The sequence below is a fragment of the Dokdonella sp. GW821-FHT11D02 genome (assembly GCF_058808595.1).
This window is the reverse complement of the sequence record NZ_CM179520.1, coordinates 3,437,677-3,454,991: the sequence shown is the minus strand read 5'-3', so window position 1 is coordinate 3,454,991 and position 17,315 is coordinate 3,437,677. Positions and strand designations below refer to the sequence as shown.

Genomic DNA, 17,315 nt, shown 5'->3' with positions numbered 1-17,315 from the left:
GCGTGGCCGATTCTCCCGGAATACCTGCGGTCGCGGGCATGACGCCGGCACCCGCTCAGGGCGATCTTTCAGTTTCCACGCATCGTAAACGGCGGCGTTCACAGGTTTTGAGCATGGCCGCAGAATCGCTTCGACACGAGCGCCAAATGCGCACGCCGCCGCTGCCCGCCAGAGTCCAGGCTCGCCGCTACGGCTTTGCCAGGACCCGCTCATGAGAACTTTGCTCGCCATCGCGCTGCTCGCCTGCACTCAGCCGCTTGCAGGCGCGTCCCCTGCCTTGCACGGCCAGCCGCCTCTGAGCTTTAAGCGTGCGCTCGGCGGTCCGTTGCGCGATCCGGTGATGGCGGCGCCTTACGTCTACATCCCGAGCGGCCGTATCGTCAGCACCTGGAACTATGCCGACGAGTCCGCGCCGCTCTACCTCGGTGCCACCGCGCGGCCGGCTAAGGGCCAGATCACCGGCCTCACGCGCTGGCAGGACTATCTCTACGCGAGCTGGATCACCGGCGATGTGAGCGCCGGAATCGCCGTGTATTCGCTGGCGGACCCTGCCCATCCGGTGCTGGTCAACGAGTTCGAGGACTACCTCAGCTCCTCGTTCAAACGCATCTGGGCGATCGCCGCGATGAACGGGTATCTGTATTTCTTCGACCAGGAAAACGGTTTGTTCTGGGCCGATCTAGCGCTCGACCCGGTGCATCCGGCCAGCTTCGGGCAGTCGCCGTGGCCGACCGGCGGCTTCTATTTCGACGGTGCCTATGCGTACGGCGACTGGCTCTACACCAGCGGTTCGCTCGCGTTCGCCTCGGTCAATTTTCATTTTTGCGGCATCTACGATCTGAGCGCGCCGAGCGCACCAGCCGGAGTCGAGAACGGCTGCGGCAGCGGCAGCTATCCGACTTACTACCGCACGCGCGTGCAGCCGCCGTATGCGGTCACTTTCGGTTTGCAGAATCTCGCCCTGACCGACATCAGCGAACCCGCCCATCCCGTGCCGCTGGGACGCAGCGAGGCGGTGTCGGCGGTGGACGGCTTTCTGTCCGGCGATCACGCCTACGCTCTCGGCATCGTCGGCATCGACATTTTCGACGTCAGCGACCGCATGAATCCCAACCTGGCCGCGCACTCGCCGATTTCGATGCTCGGCGTCGGTTCGGTCACCGCACTCGACGACGGCGCGCTGGTTCTTACTGCGACGGACCGCTTCGTGCGGCTGGACGTCTCGACCCCGAGCACGCCGCAGATCCGCAGCGAGGTCACGCCGCCCGGCGGGGTCGCCGCCAGCGACATCGCCTTGGTCAAGGGGAAGGCGGTGCTGCTGCAGCAGAACTACGGCCTCGGCATCGCCGAGCCGGCCACGCTGACGCCGCTGGCGCGCTTCGACGCCGACCTGCCCGAAGATCTCGCCGCTCGCCGCGTCGGCGATTTTGCGGTGGAGGGCGATCTCGCCTACCTGGCCGCGGCGAGCTATGGCGTGTTCATCGTCGATCTCTCCAACCCGCTGCAGCCGACCGAACGCGGGCGTTTTGCTGTCCCCGGCGGCGACGTGGGTAACGGCGTGCTGTCGATCGCGGTCGAAGACCGCTTGGTTTACGTGGCGCGCAAACAGTTTCAAGGCAGCTTCCTGCGCATCATCGACGTTAGCAATCCGGCCGCGCCGATGGTGCTGAGCACGACCGCGGCCGATGGCTTTGACCGCTTGCAGGTGCGCGATCACTACCTCTATGCCGTCGGAGAGGCGGGTCTGCGCATCTTCGATGCGCGCAATCCGGCGGCACCGGTCGAAGTCGGACACTACGAGGAATGTCCCGGTCTTACGCCGGAGATGCATCCGGTCTACGACGTCGATCTCGCCGAAGCCGGCACGCACGCCTACCTGGCCTGTCTGAACAGCCTGCACGTGGTCGATGTCAGCGATCCGACCCAGCCGCGCCAACTCGGCGTGTATCAGGCATCGGACTACGCCTCGAGCGGATTCTCGGTGGCCGCATACGGCAATCGCGCCTGGTACGGCGATCGTTCCGGCGTGCACGAGATCGACGTCAGCGATGCGAGTGCCCCGGCGCTGCTCGGCGTCACCGGGACCGGCGAATGGCATCCGTTCCGCCTGCGTGCGCTGGCCGACGGCCGTTTGTTCGCATTCAACTCGATCGGCGGCGTGCACGAGTTCGGCCCCGCCGTCGACTCGATTTTTGGCGACGGTTTCGAGGCCGGATCAACGCCTTAGCACCGCCGCAATCGCCGACGCATAGGCGCCGAATCGTTCGCGAATGCGTTCGGCGGTCATTCGCGGCAGAGTTCGGACGGGGTCGGCTCCGTCGTGGGCCGATGCTGTTCTGAACTGGAGGAGTTCGTCGTCTTGAAATCGCTCAACCTGATCGCGCTGGCTTTAGCCGCAACCGCCGTGGCGTTCGCGCCGTCCGTTCCCGCCGCGCCGCGCGGCTCCGATCCGTTGCCGCTGACCTTGGTCGCCGGTGGCAGCCCGCTCGATCCGGTCGTCTCCGGCGACTTCGTCTACGTGCCGAGCGGACGCATCATCAGCACTTGGGACTACTCCAATCCGACACCGCGGCTGTACGCCACCACCAGCACGCAGCCGACCAGCGGTATCATCCGCGGCCTGACGCGCGCGGGTGACTATTTGTACGCGAGCTGGCAGGCGGGCGACGACAGCGGCGGCGTCGCGGTGTACTCGCTGCGCAATCCGGTGCGTCCCGAACTGGTCAACGAATTCAGCGACTACGCCGCGGCGAGCTTGAAGTCGTTGTGGACGCTGGCCGCAGCGAACGGCTATCTCTACTTGTTCGACAGCGAGAACGGCATCTACTACGGCGATCTCGGTCCCGATCCCTTGCATCCGAGCTTCAGCTTGCTGATGCGCACGCCGGTTCCGTTCGCGCGCAGCCAAGTCGCCGGCAACCGCATCTTCGCCAGCGGCACGACCAACTCGGCCGAGCCGCTGCACGCCTGCGCCGTCATCGACGTGACCACGCCGGGCGCGCCCGCGCTGCTCAATACCGGCTGCGGCGGCGGCGATTCGCTGGAGTTGTTCCGCAGCCGCATCCAGCCGCCGCTGGCGGCCGCTTACGGGCTCAAGCTGAGCCTGTTCGACGTGTCCGATCCGAATCAGACGACTGTCCTCGGCGCGATCGACACGCCGCCGGCGACCGACGGTTTCGTTGCCGGCGATCACGCCTACAGCCTCGGCTTCGCCGGCATCGACATCCACGACATTTCCGATCGCACCGCACCGACCACGGTCGGCCATTCGGCTTTGCCGACGCTCGGCGCCGAATCGGTCAGCGTGCTGGAGCAGGGCGCCATCCTCTTGACCAGCACCGACCGCTACACCCGTATCGACGTGTCCGATCCGCTGCAGCCGGTCGCCGTCGGCACCGGCACGCCGATCGGCGGCGCGGTCGCCAATGACGTCGCGATCGTCGGCGACAAAGCGGTGATCCTGCAGGAGAACTACGGCCTCGGCATCGCCGATCGCCGCACCTTGGCGCCGCTCGGTCGCTTCGACGCGAACCTGCCCGAGGCGCTCAACCAGCGCGACTTCGAACAGTTCGCGGTGGACGGCAATCGCGCGTATCTGGTGGCCTGGGGCTACGGCCTGATCATCGCCGACCTGTCCGATCCGGCGCAGCCGACGGAGCTGGGCCGGCTCGAGTACGGCTATCCCTCGGCGGTCGCGGCCAGCGGCAATTTCGCCTACCTCGGTACCGCCACCAACGGCGGCGTGATGCAGGTCGTCGACGTGTCCGACCCGGCCCATCCGGTCGCGCGCGGTGCGCTCGGCGTGGTCACCATCAACCGACTGCAGGCGCACGGTCATTACGTCTACGCCGCCGACGAGCTGGCCGGCGTGCACGTGTTCGACGTCAGCAACCCCGATGCGCCGGTCGAAGTGCGCACGTGGAACGACGGCTGCACCGACACGCTCGGCATGAGCGCCTACGACATCGATGTGAACGCCGACGGCACGCTGGCGGCGGTCGCTTGCGGCACCGGCCTGCATCTGCTCGACCTGAGCCAGCCGGACAATCCGGTGCGCGTCGGCCTTCATACGATCGACTACTGGACCGCGCGCCCGACCGCCGCGATCCATGGCGACCGCGCCTGGTTCGCCGACGCGCAAGGCCTGCTCGAATTCGACATCGCAGACCCGGCCTCGCCGGTGCAGCTCGGTCAGGCCACCACCATGGCCTACATCCAGCCGCGCCGCCTGCGCGCCACCGACGACGGCCGCCTGTTCGCGTTCGCCTACGGCACCGGCATGCATGTATTCGGGACGGCCGGCTCGGTCGGGCCGACCGATCGCATCTTCGCCGACGGTTTCGACGGCGCCGTACCGAACGCGAGCGTCAGCACCTACGACGACCTGCCGGAAGGTTTTCTCGGCCAGAGCTACAGCTACAACGGCGTCGACTACAGCGAGGTCAACGGCATCGGCGGCGTGTTCCCCGACGGCAGCACGTTCGAGCCGGCCGACGTCGGCGACGAGTTGATCGTCGAGAACGTCAACCTGCTCCACGGCGACTTCCCCGACTTCGGCAGCGCGCCGAACGCGCTGACGTTCGGCACCACTTACATTCCGGGCGAGAACTTCTCGATCGGCGCGCTGGTGCGCGCGAAGCTCGACCTCGCGCAAGCGGCCGGCGCGGTCAGCGTGCAGCTCGCGTACTACGAGAACGGCCCGTGGGGCGGCATCGAACTGCATCTGGACGCCTATCGCAACGGCGCCTTGGTCGGCGGTGACCAACTCACCATCGCCAACGGCGGCGGCCGCGACAACGTCGCCATCGCGAGCTTGGCCGTGAGCGGCGTCGAGTTCGACCAGCTCAAGCTCTACGCGACCTACGACGGCCAGCCGACCGCGCCGCGCGTGTTGATCGACGATCTGACGCTGACGCCGCTCGCGCGCTAGCGGAAGTACCGACGGCGAATCCGGATGCGAGCCGGATTCGCCGGACCGGGCGGCGCGGCAATGCGCGCGTCCGGTCTGCGGTCGGAGCGGCGCGAGGTGCGGGATCGTGACTCCCTACGCGATCCCGCGCCTCGCGCGCGGCTCTGACGCTAGACTGCGCCTTTCCCCGCAGGAAGGGTCCATGCGCCGCACGATCTTCTACGTCTCCGACGGCACCGGCATCACCGCCGAGACGATCGGCCACAGCGTGCTGACCCAGTTCGACGCGATCGAGTTCGACACCTTCCGCATCCCGTTCGTCGACAGCGAAGAAAAAGCACGCGCCGCCGCAGTGCGCATCAAGACCACCTACGCGCAGAGCGGCGCGCGGCCGATCGTGGTCAACACGATCATGGACAAGCGCCTCAGCGACGTGGTCGCCGAAAGCGGCGCGCTGATGCTCGACGTGTTCGCGCCCTTCATCGGCCCGCTCGAAACCGAACTCGGCACGCCGCGTTCCGCGCGCGTGGGCAAGGCGCACGGCCTGACCGACTTCACCGAATACGAAGCGCGCATCAACGCGACCAACTACGCGCTGACTCACGACGACGGCATCGACGTGAACTACGCCGATGCCGACGTGATCCTGGTCGGCGTCTCGCGCGTCGGCAAGACCCCGACCTGCCTGTACATGGCGCTGCACTACGGCGTGAAGGCGGCCAACTATCCGCTGACCGAAGAAGACCTCGAGCGCCTCGAAATCCCCAAGCGCCTGCTACCGCACCGCCCGCGCCTGTACGGCCTCTCGATCGACGCGCAGCGGCTGGCGCAAGTGCGCGAAGCACGCCGCCCCGGCAGCCGCTACGCCAAGATCGAACAATGCCGGCGCGAACTCGAACTCGCCGACAAGCTGTTCCGGCGCGAAAACATTCCGGTGCAGAACACCACGCATACCTCGATCGAGGAGATTGCGAGCAAGATCTTGGCGCAGCTTGGGATTGAGAAGCATATGTTTTGAGGCGGCTACAGCCTCTCCTCGCGACGGGCGAGACAGTCGCAAGTCGTCTAGTGCTGGCAACAGTGGCTCTGAGACCGCAATCGAAACGGAACTTGGTGTTTCGCGACTATTGATCGCGCTGCGGCCGGAGCGAAGGTGTGAGGGACGCCAGCACGGATGTGCCGGCGCGAAAGGGCGGGGAATCGAGAGCGCTGCGCGGCGATTCGCGGGCGCTTTTGAAAACGGCGGCAGGAACCCTATCTTACTGCCCCAGCGGCGTGCGCATAAGACTGTTCGCTGCCCCACCCCCTGCTTATGATCGCCGCCATGTCCGCCGTTCTCGAACGCCCGTCACCCATGTTGCCCAGCCGCTTTTCGTGGCTGATGGGGCTGTACGCCGAAAACTACCATCGCCTCGCGCGCCTGTTCGCGCCGCAGGCGCTGGCGCTCGGCCGCTATCGTTCTTCGCTCGACGACGGTCTCGACCTGCGTCTGGACGTGCTCGAGCGGCATCGCTACACGCTCGATCTGCACCTGACCTACGACTTCGTCGACAGCGAAACCGGTGAAGCGGCGCCGTCGGCGCAGCTGCGCATGTACCACGACGCGCACATGGCCGAGGTGCTCGACTGCCGCGCCGATCGCCGTCTGGCGCGCGCGATCGGTCCGCTGGCGCCGGCGCGCGACGTGTTCCAGCAGCGCGTGCGCATGAGTTCGTTCCTGAACCGCTGGCTCGAATACCTGGCCGAGCAGGGTCATTCGATCGGCACGCTCGAACGCAGCTGAGCGATCGTCAGGAATCGATCGTCTTCAGCGCGATCTCGCCGTCGGCGAGCCGCGCGCGCAGCGCGGTGTCCGCGCCGACCTGCTGTACCGAACGCACGACGCGGCCGGACGAATCGTCGAACAAGATCGCATAACCGCGCTCGAGCGTGGCCAGCGGGCTGACCGCGTGCAAGGCGCGCGCGAGTTCGCTGACGCGGGCGCGACGGCGTTCCAGTCCGCGGCGCAGACCGGTCTGTAGACGTTCGGCCTGCACTCGTGTCGCGGCCACTTCGCGCGCGATGCGCGCGGCCGGGTGCTGCGCGAACAGGCGTGTGTGCAGCTGGGCGAGTCGCGCTGCGCGCCGCTCGCGGCTGCCGCGTTCGCGTTCGAACAGACGCCGTTGCAACGCGAGCAGGCGTTCGCGCGCACGTGCGAGCCGCGCCTGCGGCCGCTGCGCGTTGACGCGCGCGAGCAGATGGTCGAGCCGTTGCGTGCGCGTCTCCAGCGCGCGCCGCATGCGCTGCTGCAACAGCGTGCGTTCGCGCTGCAAGGTCTGTGCGATTGCGCGCGCGTCCGGCACTAGCAGCTCAGCCGCCGCTGATGGCGTCGGTGCGCGCAGGTCGGCGGCGAAATCGGCGATGGTGAAATCGATCTCGTGGCCGATCGCGCTGACCACCGGAATCGCGCTGGCGCGGATCGCGCGCGCGACCGCTTCGTCGTTGAACGCCCACAGGTCTTCCAGCGAGCCGCCGCCGCGCGTCAGCAGCAGCACGTCGTGGCGCTGCGCCTTGGACGCGCTCGCCAGCATCGCCGCGATCGCCGGCGGCGCGTCCTTGCCTTGCACCGGCACCGGCAGAATTTCGACCTCGGCCAAGGGAAAGCGCCGCGCGATCACGCTGAGCACGTCGCGCACGGCAGCACCGGTGGGCGAGGTGATCACGCCGATGCGCCGCGGCAGCGACGGAATCGGGCGCTTGTGCGCGGGGTCGAACAGGCCTTCGGCGGCGAGCCGCGCCTTCAGTTCCTCGAACGCGCGCTGCAAGGCACCGACGCCGGCTTCTTCCAACGATTCGACGATCAGTTGAAATTCGCCGCGCGCCTCGTACAGGCCGACGCGCGCGCGTGCCAGCACGCGCTGGCCGTCACCGGGTTTGAAGCGCAGCCAGGTGCTCTTCGGCTTGAACATCGCGCAGCGCACCTGCGCGCCGGAATCCTTCAGCGTGAAGTACAGATGGCCGGAAGCGGGGCGCGAGAAATTGGAGATCTCACCTTCGATCCAGATCAAGGGCAGTGCGTCTTCGAGCAGGTCGCGCACCAGCCGCGTCAGCGCGGACGGCGTGTAGACCTCGCGCTCGCGTGCGAAGGAGGGCTGGGCGGGTGGATCGAGGGGCGGATCGAAGCGGGGCATCGGCGTATTGGAGCACGGCAGCGGTGCGCGAATGACAAATCAATGTTTGTTCTTGCGCGCGCTGAAGTATTGCGCGACCAGGCTCACGCCGATCCACAGGCCGAGTGCGGCCAGCGGCCACGCCACCAGGCGCGGCCACACCAGCGCGAGCACGGACGCGCCGAGCAGCAGCGCGGCGGCGAACAGCAGCGGGCCGGACTCGGCGCGGCCGAGCGTGCGCCGATTGGAGATCGCGGCGCCGACCGAATTGGCCAGGCGCAACGCGCCGGCGGCGGCGCGGCCGGTGCTGCCACCTTGCGCGCGCGCCGCGCCGCGTTCGCTGCGCGCGCGCCGGCGCGACGTCTTCAGCACGATCTCGGTCGCATGCTCCAGATCCTTGCGGTATTGCGCTTCCATCTCGCGCGCGAACGCTTCGTCCTCGATCGCGACGTCGATCTCGCAGTTGCCGATCCAGCTGGTCGGATTGAGGTTGGTCGAACCGACGCGCGCCCAACGGCTGTCGGCGACCGCGGTCTTGGCGTGCATCATCGAGCCGCCCCACTCGAACACGCGCACGCCCGCTTCCAGCAAGGGCCGGTAGCCGGCACGCGAGAGCGCGCCGACCGCCGGCACGTCGCTGGTGCCCGGCACCAACAAGCGCACGTCGACGCCGTCGCGCGCCGCCGCGATCAGCGCCTGCACGTACGGCGCGACGCCGACGAAGTAAGCGTCGGCCAGCCACAGATTGGTGCGCGCCATGCCGGCGATCAGCTGGTCGAGCCGATACAGCCCGGCAATATTGGGCACCGTCGCGACCACGCGCAGGTCGACGTTGCCGGCGTCGAGACAGGTCGTGCTGCGCGCGATGGCTTCGTCCGGCAACGGCTGGCCGAGTTGGGCCCAGTTGTCGGCGAACGCACGCACCAGATCGGCCAGCGCCGGGCCGCGGATCGCGACGGCGGTATCGCGCCAGGGTTCGATTCCGCGCGCCGGATCGCCGAGCCACTTCGCACTGATGCAGACGCCGCCGAGGAAACCGACCTCGTTGTCGATCACCAGCAGTTTGCGATGATCGCGCGAGAGCCAGCCGAGCGGGCTGCTGAAGCGCGGCCGGTTGTACACGCGCACTTCACCGCCGGCGGCCAACAGTGGTTTCCAGAAACTCGCGCGCGATTGGCCCAGGCAGCCGAGCCAATCGCGCAGCACGCACACGCGTACGCCGGCTTGCGCGCGTTCGCTCAGCGCGGCGAGGAATTCGCGTCCGACCGCATCGTCGCGGAAGATGTAGTTTTCGAACAAGATGGTGGCGCGCGCGGTGCGGATCGCGGCGAGCCAGGCGTCGAAGGTGGCGCGGATGTCGATTTGCAGATCGACCGCATTGCCGTCGACCAGGGGCGCGCCGGCGGCGCGGCTGAATGCCTGCTCGGCGAGCAGACGCAGACTGGACGATTTGGTGTGCGTGAACAGTGGGGCGGAGGCCATCGTCGCAGTGTAGCCGCAGCCGGCCGCTCTATACTTCGTGGCGAAAAGGAGGACGGCGCTTGAGCGAATCCTATCAGCGACTGAGTGCGGCCTTGCCGCCACGTGCGCCGGCAGCCGCCGGCGCGTTCGCGGTCGAAACACGCGCGCTGCGTACCTGGATCGAAGCGCTGCCGCTGGCCAATTTCGGCGCCGCCGCGAATCAAGTGCTCGATGGCGTGCGCCGGCTCAATCGCCAGCGCGTCGACGTCGCGGCGCGGCTGGAGGCGCTCGAAGCGCTGCGTCCGACCTTGTTGCAGCTGGCTGCGACGGCCGATCAGCAGATCGCCGGCGCGAGTTTTCCGCTGCCGGCCTCGAAGGCGGAACTGGGCGAGTTCGCGCTCGCCGCGCAAGACGAACTCGCGCTCGGTTATCGCATCGCCTTGGTCGAGTTGTGCGCGCCGGCCGGCGCGGTCGGCTTCATGCGCAGCCGCACCGTCGCGCTGGCGGCGCTGCGCGCCTTGCAACACGGCCACGCTCATCTGACGCGCGCCTATCTGCTCTATCGCGCGCCGCCGCCGGGGGTGTGGCAGGCTTTGCACGATGTGCACCGCTTCGCTGCCGATGCGCGCCTCGACGATCGCGACATCGAAGGCGTCAATGCGCGCACGATCTATTTGGAAGCGCTGCTGCTGGCGTTGACCAATCCCTACCGTTACACGCAACGCGAGCAAGCCGACGCGGCCGCATTCGCGCGTCTGTTGGCGGCGTATGCCGAATTGCGTCCGCGCGGCGACGGCGCGCACGACGTGCCGGTCGAGACCGATTCCGACCGCGGCCCCGGCTACGTCGCCGAGGAGCGCGGCGGCCGCGGCGCGATTCGTCTGCACCTCGATCGCGCGTTCGTCTTCATCGAGGAACAGTTCGCGCGCACGCCGGCGTTCGCGCGCGCGACCGCGTTCCGCCAACGTGGCGGCGGAGCGCTGACGCTGGACAACGCGCTCGCGCGCCGCTTCGTCGCCGATCTCGGCGCGCACGCCGCACGCGGCCACGCGCGACTCGGCGGCGGTTACACGCTCGACAGCGTGCTCGGTCTGCACGACCTGCACTACGTGTTGGCCGGCGGCGAAGAGTTCGCGCGCTTCCTGCGCCGCGCGCGCGGCGAGGCGGCCGAGAGCGAGCAGGGCGCGCGCAGCCTGGCGCTGGCCGCGCGCGTCGCGCGCGTGCCGGTGCGCGTGCTCGACCAGAGCCTGGGCGGCTACCGCCTGTTGTGGCAGGACGCCGCCGCGCAGAGCGCGCGCGTGCGCGTCGGCGAACTGGTCGGTCTGGCGCTGCCGGAGGCGGACGGCGAATCGCCGCAGGATTGGCTGATCGGCGTCGTGCGTTGGCTGCGCATCGACCAGCACGGCGCGGTCGATGCCGGGGTCGAGTTGCTGGCGCGGCGCGCGTTGCCGATCGGTATCCGTCTGGCCGGTGCGCGCGAGCAGGCGCCGTTGCGCGGGATGCTGCTGGCGCCGAGCGCCGGCGGCGTCGAGGCCGGCTATGTCGCGCTGTTGGCGTCGACCGAACTGCCGCGCGAGGCGACCGAGGTCGACTGCATCCTGCCGACCGACGAGCAGGGTCCACCGGCGGCGCCGCGCAGCGAGCGCGTGAGCGGGCTGGAACTGCGCGAAGACGCGGCGGCGTATCGCCGCTACGCCTTGGCGGCGCAGGAGTTCGCGTCCGCGGCGGAGCCGGCCTCGAACGCGCTCGAACCGAGCTGAAGCGGCGACCTCGAAAACGAAAACGGCGCCGGGATCGCTCCCGGCGCCGCTGATTGCATCGGATCGCGAAGCGCTTACTGGCGCAGCGCGGCCGCGGTCGGATCGTCGAGCTGGCCGGTCACCGGCAAGCCGCGGATCTGCTGGAACTTGCGGATCGCGCCGCTGGTGCCCGGACCGGAAATGCCGTCCGCCTTGCCGGCGTACAGACCCAGCTCCTTCAGGCGACGCTGCGCGTCGCTGACCGACATGCCGGACGAACCCGCATTGCTGGCGCCGTCGACCTTCAGTTCGCCGCCGGTGCCGAGGCCGCCGGCGGTGCGCTGCGGCGCGTACGAACGCAGCGCAACGACCATCTGGTTGAACGAATCCATGAACGCGCTGGCGATCACTTTACCCTGCGGGGTGCGCGCATAGGCACCGGCGCCGGCCGCTGCGGCGCCGCCGGCGAGCACGCCGCCGAAGCCGAAGTCGGTGTTGCGCGCGCTGCCCTGAGCGGCCGAGACCTGCACGCCCGAACGCGTGTCGGTCAGCATCAGCACGGTCGAGGCTTCCGAGGTCTTCATGCTGCCGGCGATGGCGCCGGCCAGCGGGCTGAAGTGGCCGGCGATCGCGCCGAGGCCGCCGCCGCCGGTTTCCTGCGAGAACTGGATGGTCGGGGTGATGATGTAGTCGGCCGCGACCATCTGGCCGGCGCCCATGTTGCTGCGGTTACGCAGCTCGCCCGACTTGGCCAGGTCGCGCTCGGCCATCATCGAACCCATCGCACGGCCGCGATCGACGATCACGAAGCAGTTGCTCTGCTGGATCATCAGGCGCAGCAGCGGCGTGGTGGCCGGCAGCTGGTACTGCGAGGTCAGGATGATGTACCACTGTTGCGAGGTGTCTTCTTCGACCGCGGCGGTGCCGAGCGGGCGATCGCAATGCTCGAGCTGGGTGCTGCGGTTGACGGTCGACGAGCCGCCGGCGGCGCCGGTCACCGGATTGTTCTTGCCACCGCCCATCTGCGGTCCGGTGGCGCAACCGGCCAGCAGGGTGGCGAGGCCGAACAGGCCGGCCATCTTCACCGAATTCATGTGCTTCTCCATTGCTTGCTCCAGGTAGAGGTTTACGCCAGCGGCGGGCACGCGCGGCGGCGCCGCGGATCAATCGCTGCGTCGCCTGCCAGATAAGCCCCGAAAAGTCCGCCCCCGCGGGGGCGCGACTATACCAGACCGTCCGCTAAATCGCTGCGCAGCGGGCTGTCGCCGGGGGTTCGAGCGGCGCGCAGTCTAGCCAGCCGCCCATCCTGCGGCGATAACGGTGCGGTAACGGATCGGTAATTTCGTCGACGGGTCGCTCGACGCGCCCGCGCGCGGCGGTCTTGTCATCGAGGCGGTTGCGCGCCGCCCGTATAATCGGCGTCCCGCCGCGCCTCGCGCCGGCGCGTTAGAACGAAAGCATGACCGATTCAGACAGTGCAGGCTTGCGGCCGACCGGCTCGATGCGGCGCGCCAGCGTACCGGTGCGTATTGGCGCGACCACGGTCGGCGCGCCGGCGCCGATCGTGGTGCAGTCGATGACCAATACCGACACCGCCGACGTCGCCGGCACGGCGAAGCAGGTGGCCGAGCTGGCGCGCGCCGGTTCGGAATTGGTGCGCATCACGGTCAACACGCCCGAAGCCGCCGCGGCGGTGCCGCGCATCCGCGACCGGCTCGACATGATGGGCGTGGCGGCGCCGTTGATCGGCGACTTCCACTACAACGGCCACCAGCTGCTCGAACGCGAGCCGGCTTGCGCCGAAGCCTTGGCGAAGTACCGCATCAATCCCGGCAACGTCGGCTTCGGCAAGAAGAAGGACACTCAATTCGCCGCGATCATCGAGGCCGCCCTGCGTTACGACAAGCCGGTGCGCATCGGTGCCAACTGGGGCTCGCTCGACCAGAGCATGGTGGTCGCCCTGATGGACGAGAACCACGCGCGCGCCGAGCCCTGGGACGCCGCGCGCGTCGGCCGCGAGGCGCTGATCCGCTCGGCGCTCGATTCGGCCGCGCGCGCCGAGGAACTCGGCCTGGCGCGCGAGCGCATCGTGCTGTCGTGCAAGGTTTCCGGCGTGCAGGAGCTGATCGCGGTCTATCGCGACTTGGCCGCGCGCTGCGACTACGCCCTGCACCTCGGCCTGACCGAGGCCGGCATCGGCTCGAAGGGCATCGTCGCTTCGTCCGCCGCGCTGGCGGTGCTGCTGCAGGAAGGCATCGGCGACACCATCCGCATTTCGCTGACGCCGGAGCCGGGCGAGTCGCGCACGCGCGAGGTGATCGTCGCGCAGGAGCTGTTGCAGACGATGGGCCTGCGCGCGTTCACGCCGCTGGTCACCGCCTGTCCCGGCTGCGGCCGCACCACCAGCACGCTGTTCCAGGAACTGGCGAAGACGGTGCAGGACCACGTGCGCGCGAAGATGCCGGAATGGCGCCTGCGCTACGACGGGGTGGAGAACCTGACCCTGGCGGTGATGGGCTGCGTCGTCAACGGACCTGGCGAATCCAAGCACGCCGACATCGGCATCTCACTGCCCGGCACCGGCGAAGCGCCGGCCGCGCCGGTGTTCATCGACGGGCAAAAGGCGATGACGCTGCGCGGCGACGGCATCGCGCTCGAGTTCGTTCAGGTGATCGAGGACTACGTGGCGCGGCGCTACGCCGCGCGCGCTTCGGCCTGAACGTGGCCGGTCTGAACGGGATCGGCGTGGCCTTTTCGTAAGCTTTCTCGGGCAGGCTGGACGGATCGAAGGAACGATCCGTCATGCACATCGCCCGTTTGATTCGCCATCCGCACGCGCCGCGCGTGCTCGTCGCCGCCGCCTTCGCGCTGCTTCTGCTGTTGCGTGTGATGCACGCCTTCACTCTGGTGCCCGACACCGACGAGGCGCAGCACCTGCACGTGGTGTGGGCCTGGATGCATGGCCTGGTCGTGTACCGCGACGTGTTCGACAACCACACGCCGCTGTTCCATCTGCTGTGCGCGCCGCTGCTGGCTTTGTTGGGTGAACGCGCGGACGTGGTCTTGTGGGCGCGGCTGGCGATGATTCCGCTGTACTTCGGCGCGCTGTACGCGACCTGGCGCATCGGCAGCGCGGTGTGGTCCTGGCGCGTCGGCGTCTGCGCGGCGCTGTTGGCCGGCGCGACGCCGGTGTTCTTCACCACCTCCACGCAGTACCGCACCGACGATCTGTGGATGTTGCTCTGGTTGTGCACGGTCGCGACCGCGGTGAAGCGGCCGTTCACCGGTCTGCGTGCGTTCGGCGTCGGCATGCTCGCCGGCGCGGCGTTCTGCGTGTCGGCCAAGACCAGTCTGCTGATCGCGATGGCGCTGCTGGCCGCGGCCACGGTGTTCGTCTTGGAATGGCGCGAGCGCGCGGTGCCGCTGCGCGCGCTGCGCTGGTTGCTGCTCGGCAGCGCCGGTGCGGTAGTGATTCCGGCCGTGCTGGCCGCGTACTTCATCGCCCACGATGCTTGGCACGCCGCGATCTATGCCGTGTTCGAGCACAACTTGGTCGCCGGCCTCGGCCGCTGGAAGCGCAGCGATTGGTACTTCGCGCTGTTTCCGGTCGGCTATGCGCTGGCCTGCGTGGCCGCGGCACGCTGGCGGCGGCAAGCCGATCCTGCGCGCTGGCGACGCGGTGTTTGGGTGCTGTTGTCGGCGTTCGGCTACCTGCTAGCGTTGAGTGCGTACTGGCCGTTGTTCACGCACCAGGACTTGCTGCCGGTGCTGCCGCTGCTCGCGTTGTTGCCGGCCGCGTTGTTGGCCGCCGGCACTGAACCGGGAAGACCGCCGCTGCGGCGCCACGCGTTGGCTTGGGCGCTGCCGGCGCTTGCGTTGGCGCTGCTGACGGTGAAGGTGTCGATCGCGCCCGACCGCTACGCGCCGACGCGCGAGGAACTCGCCGACATCCTCGCGCTGACCGCGCCGGAGGACTACGTGATGGACCCCAAGGGCGATTCGATCTTCCGCCCGCGCCCGTTCTTCTGGGTGATCGAACGGGTAACCGAGGAACGTTTGCGCAACGGCTCGATCCACGACGATCTGACCGAGCGGCTGGCCGCCACCTCGACCGCGTTCCTGCTCGACGATCATCTGCCGGCGTCCGACCGCGGTTTCGTCGAGGCCAACTATCTGCCGGTCGGCGGGCGTCTGCGCGTGGCCGGCCAGCGCTTGGGCGCGATCGCGGCGGGACGAGAGACGGAATTCCGCATCGCGATCGCCGGCGACTACCGCTTCGTCGATCGCCACGGCGAGGTGGCCGGATGGTTGGACGGCGATCGCTTCCTCGACGGCCCGGTGCATCTGGCCGCCGGTGAGCATCGCTTCGAGCCGGTCGCCGATGCGGAGCTCGCCCTGGTCTGGTCGCGTGCGATCGAGCGCGGCCTGTCGCTGCAGTCGGTGTTGCCGCGCACGCTGCCGTCGCAGTCGCTCAGCCAGCGCTGAAGCGGGTCCGTGTAGACCCAGCGCTCAGCGGTCTTGCGTCGGCGCGCGAGCGGCTGCACTCTCGCCGCGATGACTTCCGAACGACGTTCTTCGATCCTCGTTGCCGGTTCCGCCAATCTCGATTTCGTCGTGCGCGCGCCACACGTCCCGGCGCCCGGCGAGACCGTGCTCGGCGGCGAGTTCCGCACCTTTCCCGGCGGCAAGGGCGCCAACCAGGCGGTCGCCTGCGCGCGCGCGGGCGGTGTCGCCACGCGCATGCTGCTCGCGCTCGGCGACGACTCGTTCGCCGCACCGATCGAGCAATCCTTGCGCGCAGCCGGCGTCGAACTCGACGTTCATCGCAGTGACGAGGCGACCGGGACCGCCTTCATCTGCGTCTCCGATCGCGGCGAGAACGCGATCACCGTCGCGCCCGGCGCGAACTCGGCGCTGCGGCCTGAGCATCTGCCGTCATTGGATGGCGTCGGCCATCTCCTGCTGCAATTGGAGACGCCGCTCGCCAGCGTCGCCGCCTACGCGCGCGCGGCACGCGCGGCCGGCGTCGAGGTCGTGCTGAACGCGGCGCCGGCGCAGTCGCTGCCGGCCGAACTTCTGGCCGACGTCGACGTGCTGATCGTCAACGAAGGCGAACTCGCCGCGCTGGCAGGCGCGCAGGCGACGGTCGAGCAGAATCTCGCGCGCATCGAGGTGCCGTGCGTGATCGTCACGCTCGGCGAGCGCGGCTGCCGTGCGCGTGTCGGTGAGCAGACGCTGGAGCAGCCTGCGTTCGAAGTCGACGTGGTCGACACCACCGGTGCCGGCGATACGTTCTGCGGCGCGCTGGTGGCCGCGCGTGCGCGCGGTGAAGCCTTGCCCGAGGCCTTGCGCGAAGCCTGCGCAGCGTCCGCATTGGCCTGTACGCGCATGGGCGCGCAGGCGAGCATTCCGACGCGCGCCGAGGTGCAGGCGCTGCTGCGCCGCGCGCTGGCCTGAGCTACTGCTCGAACTGCACGCCGTCGGCGCGGCATTGATCGACCGGATCGACCTGCCAGCGCTGCCAGTGCGCGACCCAGCAGTCGTCGTAGACCGAGCAGTAGCAGATTTCCATGCGGAAGCGCTCGATCGCGTTCTTGAACAGCGAACCGACTTCGCGTTCGTGCACGCGGATCGGCGAGACGGTGGTCTCGCGGTTGGTGTTCGGTGGAATCACCGAGCGGGCGAAGCTGGTGGTGGCCATGCGCGTCCGCTTCGTGTGGCCGAGCGCAGCGAGCACTTCGTCCCAGTTGCGCATCGGCTTGTCGTCGAGGGTCAGCTTGACCGACTGCACGCGCGCCGGACCGACGCCGTTGTTGTCGATCGTCCAGATGAATCCGTCGGTGTCGACGTCGTTGCTGTAGGTGTAGCCGATGGCGAGGTAGGGCCACACGCTGGCGCGCGCCTGCCCTTGCATCAGCCGCGTCTGCCACGTGCCGACGGCGAGCGCGAACACGCTGACCGCGAGTGCGAGCAGGCTGACCAGGTCCGGTCGCGAGCGCGCGACGGGCGAAGCGGGCGGCTGTTCCGATGGCGGTGTGGGTGCGGTCATGGATGTCT

At 68.8% G+C, this 17,315-nt stretch carries 12 protein-coding genes; 8 read left to right on the top strand and 4 right to left on the bottom strand.

Translation table 11 applies throughout. The annotated features are described in order from the left end of the window. The first annotated feature begins 211 nt into the window (after positions 1-211). The 4 genes from AC3QL3_RS14710 (at position 212) to AC3QL3_RS14695 (ending at position 6,692) form a co-directional block, all read left to right on the top strand. Positions 212-2,227, top strand: a complete 2,016-nt coding sequence (locus AC3QL3_RS14710) for an LVIVD repeat-containing protein (RefSeq protein ID WP_492894847.1) — start codon at positions 212-214, stop codon at positions 2,225-2,227. Positions 2,228-2,359: 132 nt separating this feature from the next. Beyond that, positions 2,360-4,930, top strand: coding sequence for an LVIVD repeat-containing protein (locus tag AC3QL3_RS14705; protein WP_492894846.1), 2,571 nt, complete (start codon positions 2,360-2,362; stop codon positions 4,928-4,930). Positions 4,931-5,111: 181 nt separating this feature from the next. Then, on the top strand, positions 5,112-5,927 hold the full coding sequence (ppsR, locus tag AC3QL3_RS14700) for a posphoenolpyruvate synthetase regulatory kinase/phosphorylase PpsR (protein ID WP_492894845.1): 816 nt from the start codon (positions 5,112-5,114) through the stop codon (positions 5,925-5,927). A gap of 306 nt (positions 5,928-6,233) precedes the next feature. Beyond that, the gene (locus tag AC3QL3_RS14695) at positions 6,234-6,692 is read left to right on the top strand and encodes a DUF1249 domain-containing protein (protein WP_492894844.1); all 459 of its coding nucleotides are present in this window, start codon (positions 6,234-6,236) and stop codon (positions 6,690-6,692) included. 7 nt (positions 6,693-6,699) lie between these two features. Here AC3QL3_RS14695 and xseA read toward each other — a convergent pair whose 3' ends face one another. Then, complete coding sequence (gene xseA / locus AC3QL3_RS14690) at positions 6,700-8,079, bottom strand: exodeoxyribonuclease VII large subunit (RefSeq protein ID WP_492894843.1); 1,380 nt, start codon at positions 8,077-8,079, stop codon at positions 6,700-6,702. A gap of 39 nt (positions 8,080-8,118) precedes the next feature. Next, positions 8,119-9,540, bottom strand: a complete 1,422-nt coding sequence (locus tag AC3QL3_RS14685) for a phospholipase D-like domain-containing protein (RefSeq protein ID WP_492894842.1) — start codon at positions 9,538-9,540, stop codon at positions 8,119-8,121. A gap of 59 nt (positions 9,541-9,599) precedes the next feature. Between AC3QL3_RS14685 and AC3QL3_RS14680 the strand changes: the two genes are divergently transcribed. Then, the gene (locus AC3QL3_RS14680; protein ID WP_492894841.1) at positions 9,600-11,279 is read left to right on the top strand and encodes a cyclic-di-GMP receptor FimW-related protein; all 1,680 of its coding nucleotides are present in this window, start codon (positions 9,600-9,602) and stop codon (positions 11,277-11,279) included. A gap of 74 nt (positions 11,280-11,353) precedes the next feature. Here the strand turns inward: AC3QL3_RS14680 and AC3QL3_RS14675 are convergent, their stop codons facing one another. Further along, positions 11,354-12,352: a peptidoglycan-binding protein gene (locus AC3QL3_RS14675; protein ID WP_492894840.1), complete on the bottom strand. Its 999-nt coding sequence runs from the start codon at positions 12,350-12,352 to the stop codon at positions 11,354-11,356. Positions 12,353-12,717: 365 nt separating this feature from the next. Here AC3QL3_RS14675 and ispG point away from each other — a divergent pair, with 365 nt between their 5' ends. From ispG to AC3QL3_RS14660, 3 genes are all read left to right on the top strand, one after another. Next, a complete protein-coding gene (ispG, locus tag AC3QL3_RS14670) occupies positions 12,718-13,977 on the top strand; it encodes a flavodoxin-dependent (E)-4-hydroxy-3-methylbut-2-enyl-diphosphate synthase (RefSeq protein ID WP_492894839.1) in 1,260 nt (419 codons plus the stop codon). 83 nt (positions 13,978-14,060) lie between these two features. Further along, a complete protein-coding gene (locus tag AC3QL3_RS14665) occupies positions 14,061-15,743 on the top strand; it encodes an ArnT family glycosyltransferase (RefSeq protein WP_492894838.1) in 1,683 nt (560 codons plus the stop codon). 69 nt (positions 15,744-15,812) lie between these two features. Then, positions 15,813-16,715 carry a ribokinase gene (locus AC3QL3_RS14660; protein ID WP_492894837.1) on the top strand — a complete coding sequence of 301 codons (903 nt, stop codon included), beginning with the start codon at positions 15,813-15,815 and terminating at the stop codon, positions 16,713-16,715. Position 16,716: 1 nt separating this feature from the next. Here the strand turns inward: AC3QL3_RS14660 and AC3QL3_RS14655 are convergent, their stop codons facing one another. Then, positions 16,717-17,307, bottom strand: a complete 591-nt coding sequence (locus AC3QL3_RS14655) for a DUF8453 domain-containing protein (protein ID WP_492894836.1) — start codon at positions 17,305-17,307, stop codon at positions 16,717-16,719. Between the last annotated feature and the right edge of the window lie 8 nt (positions 17,308-17,315).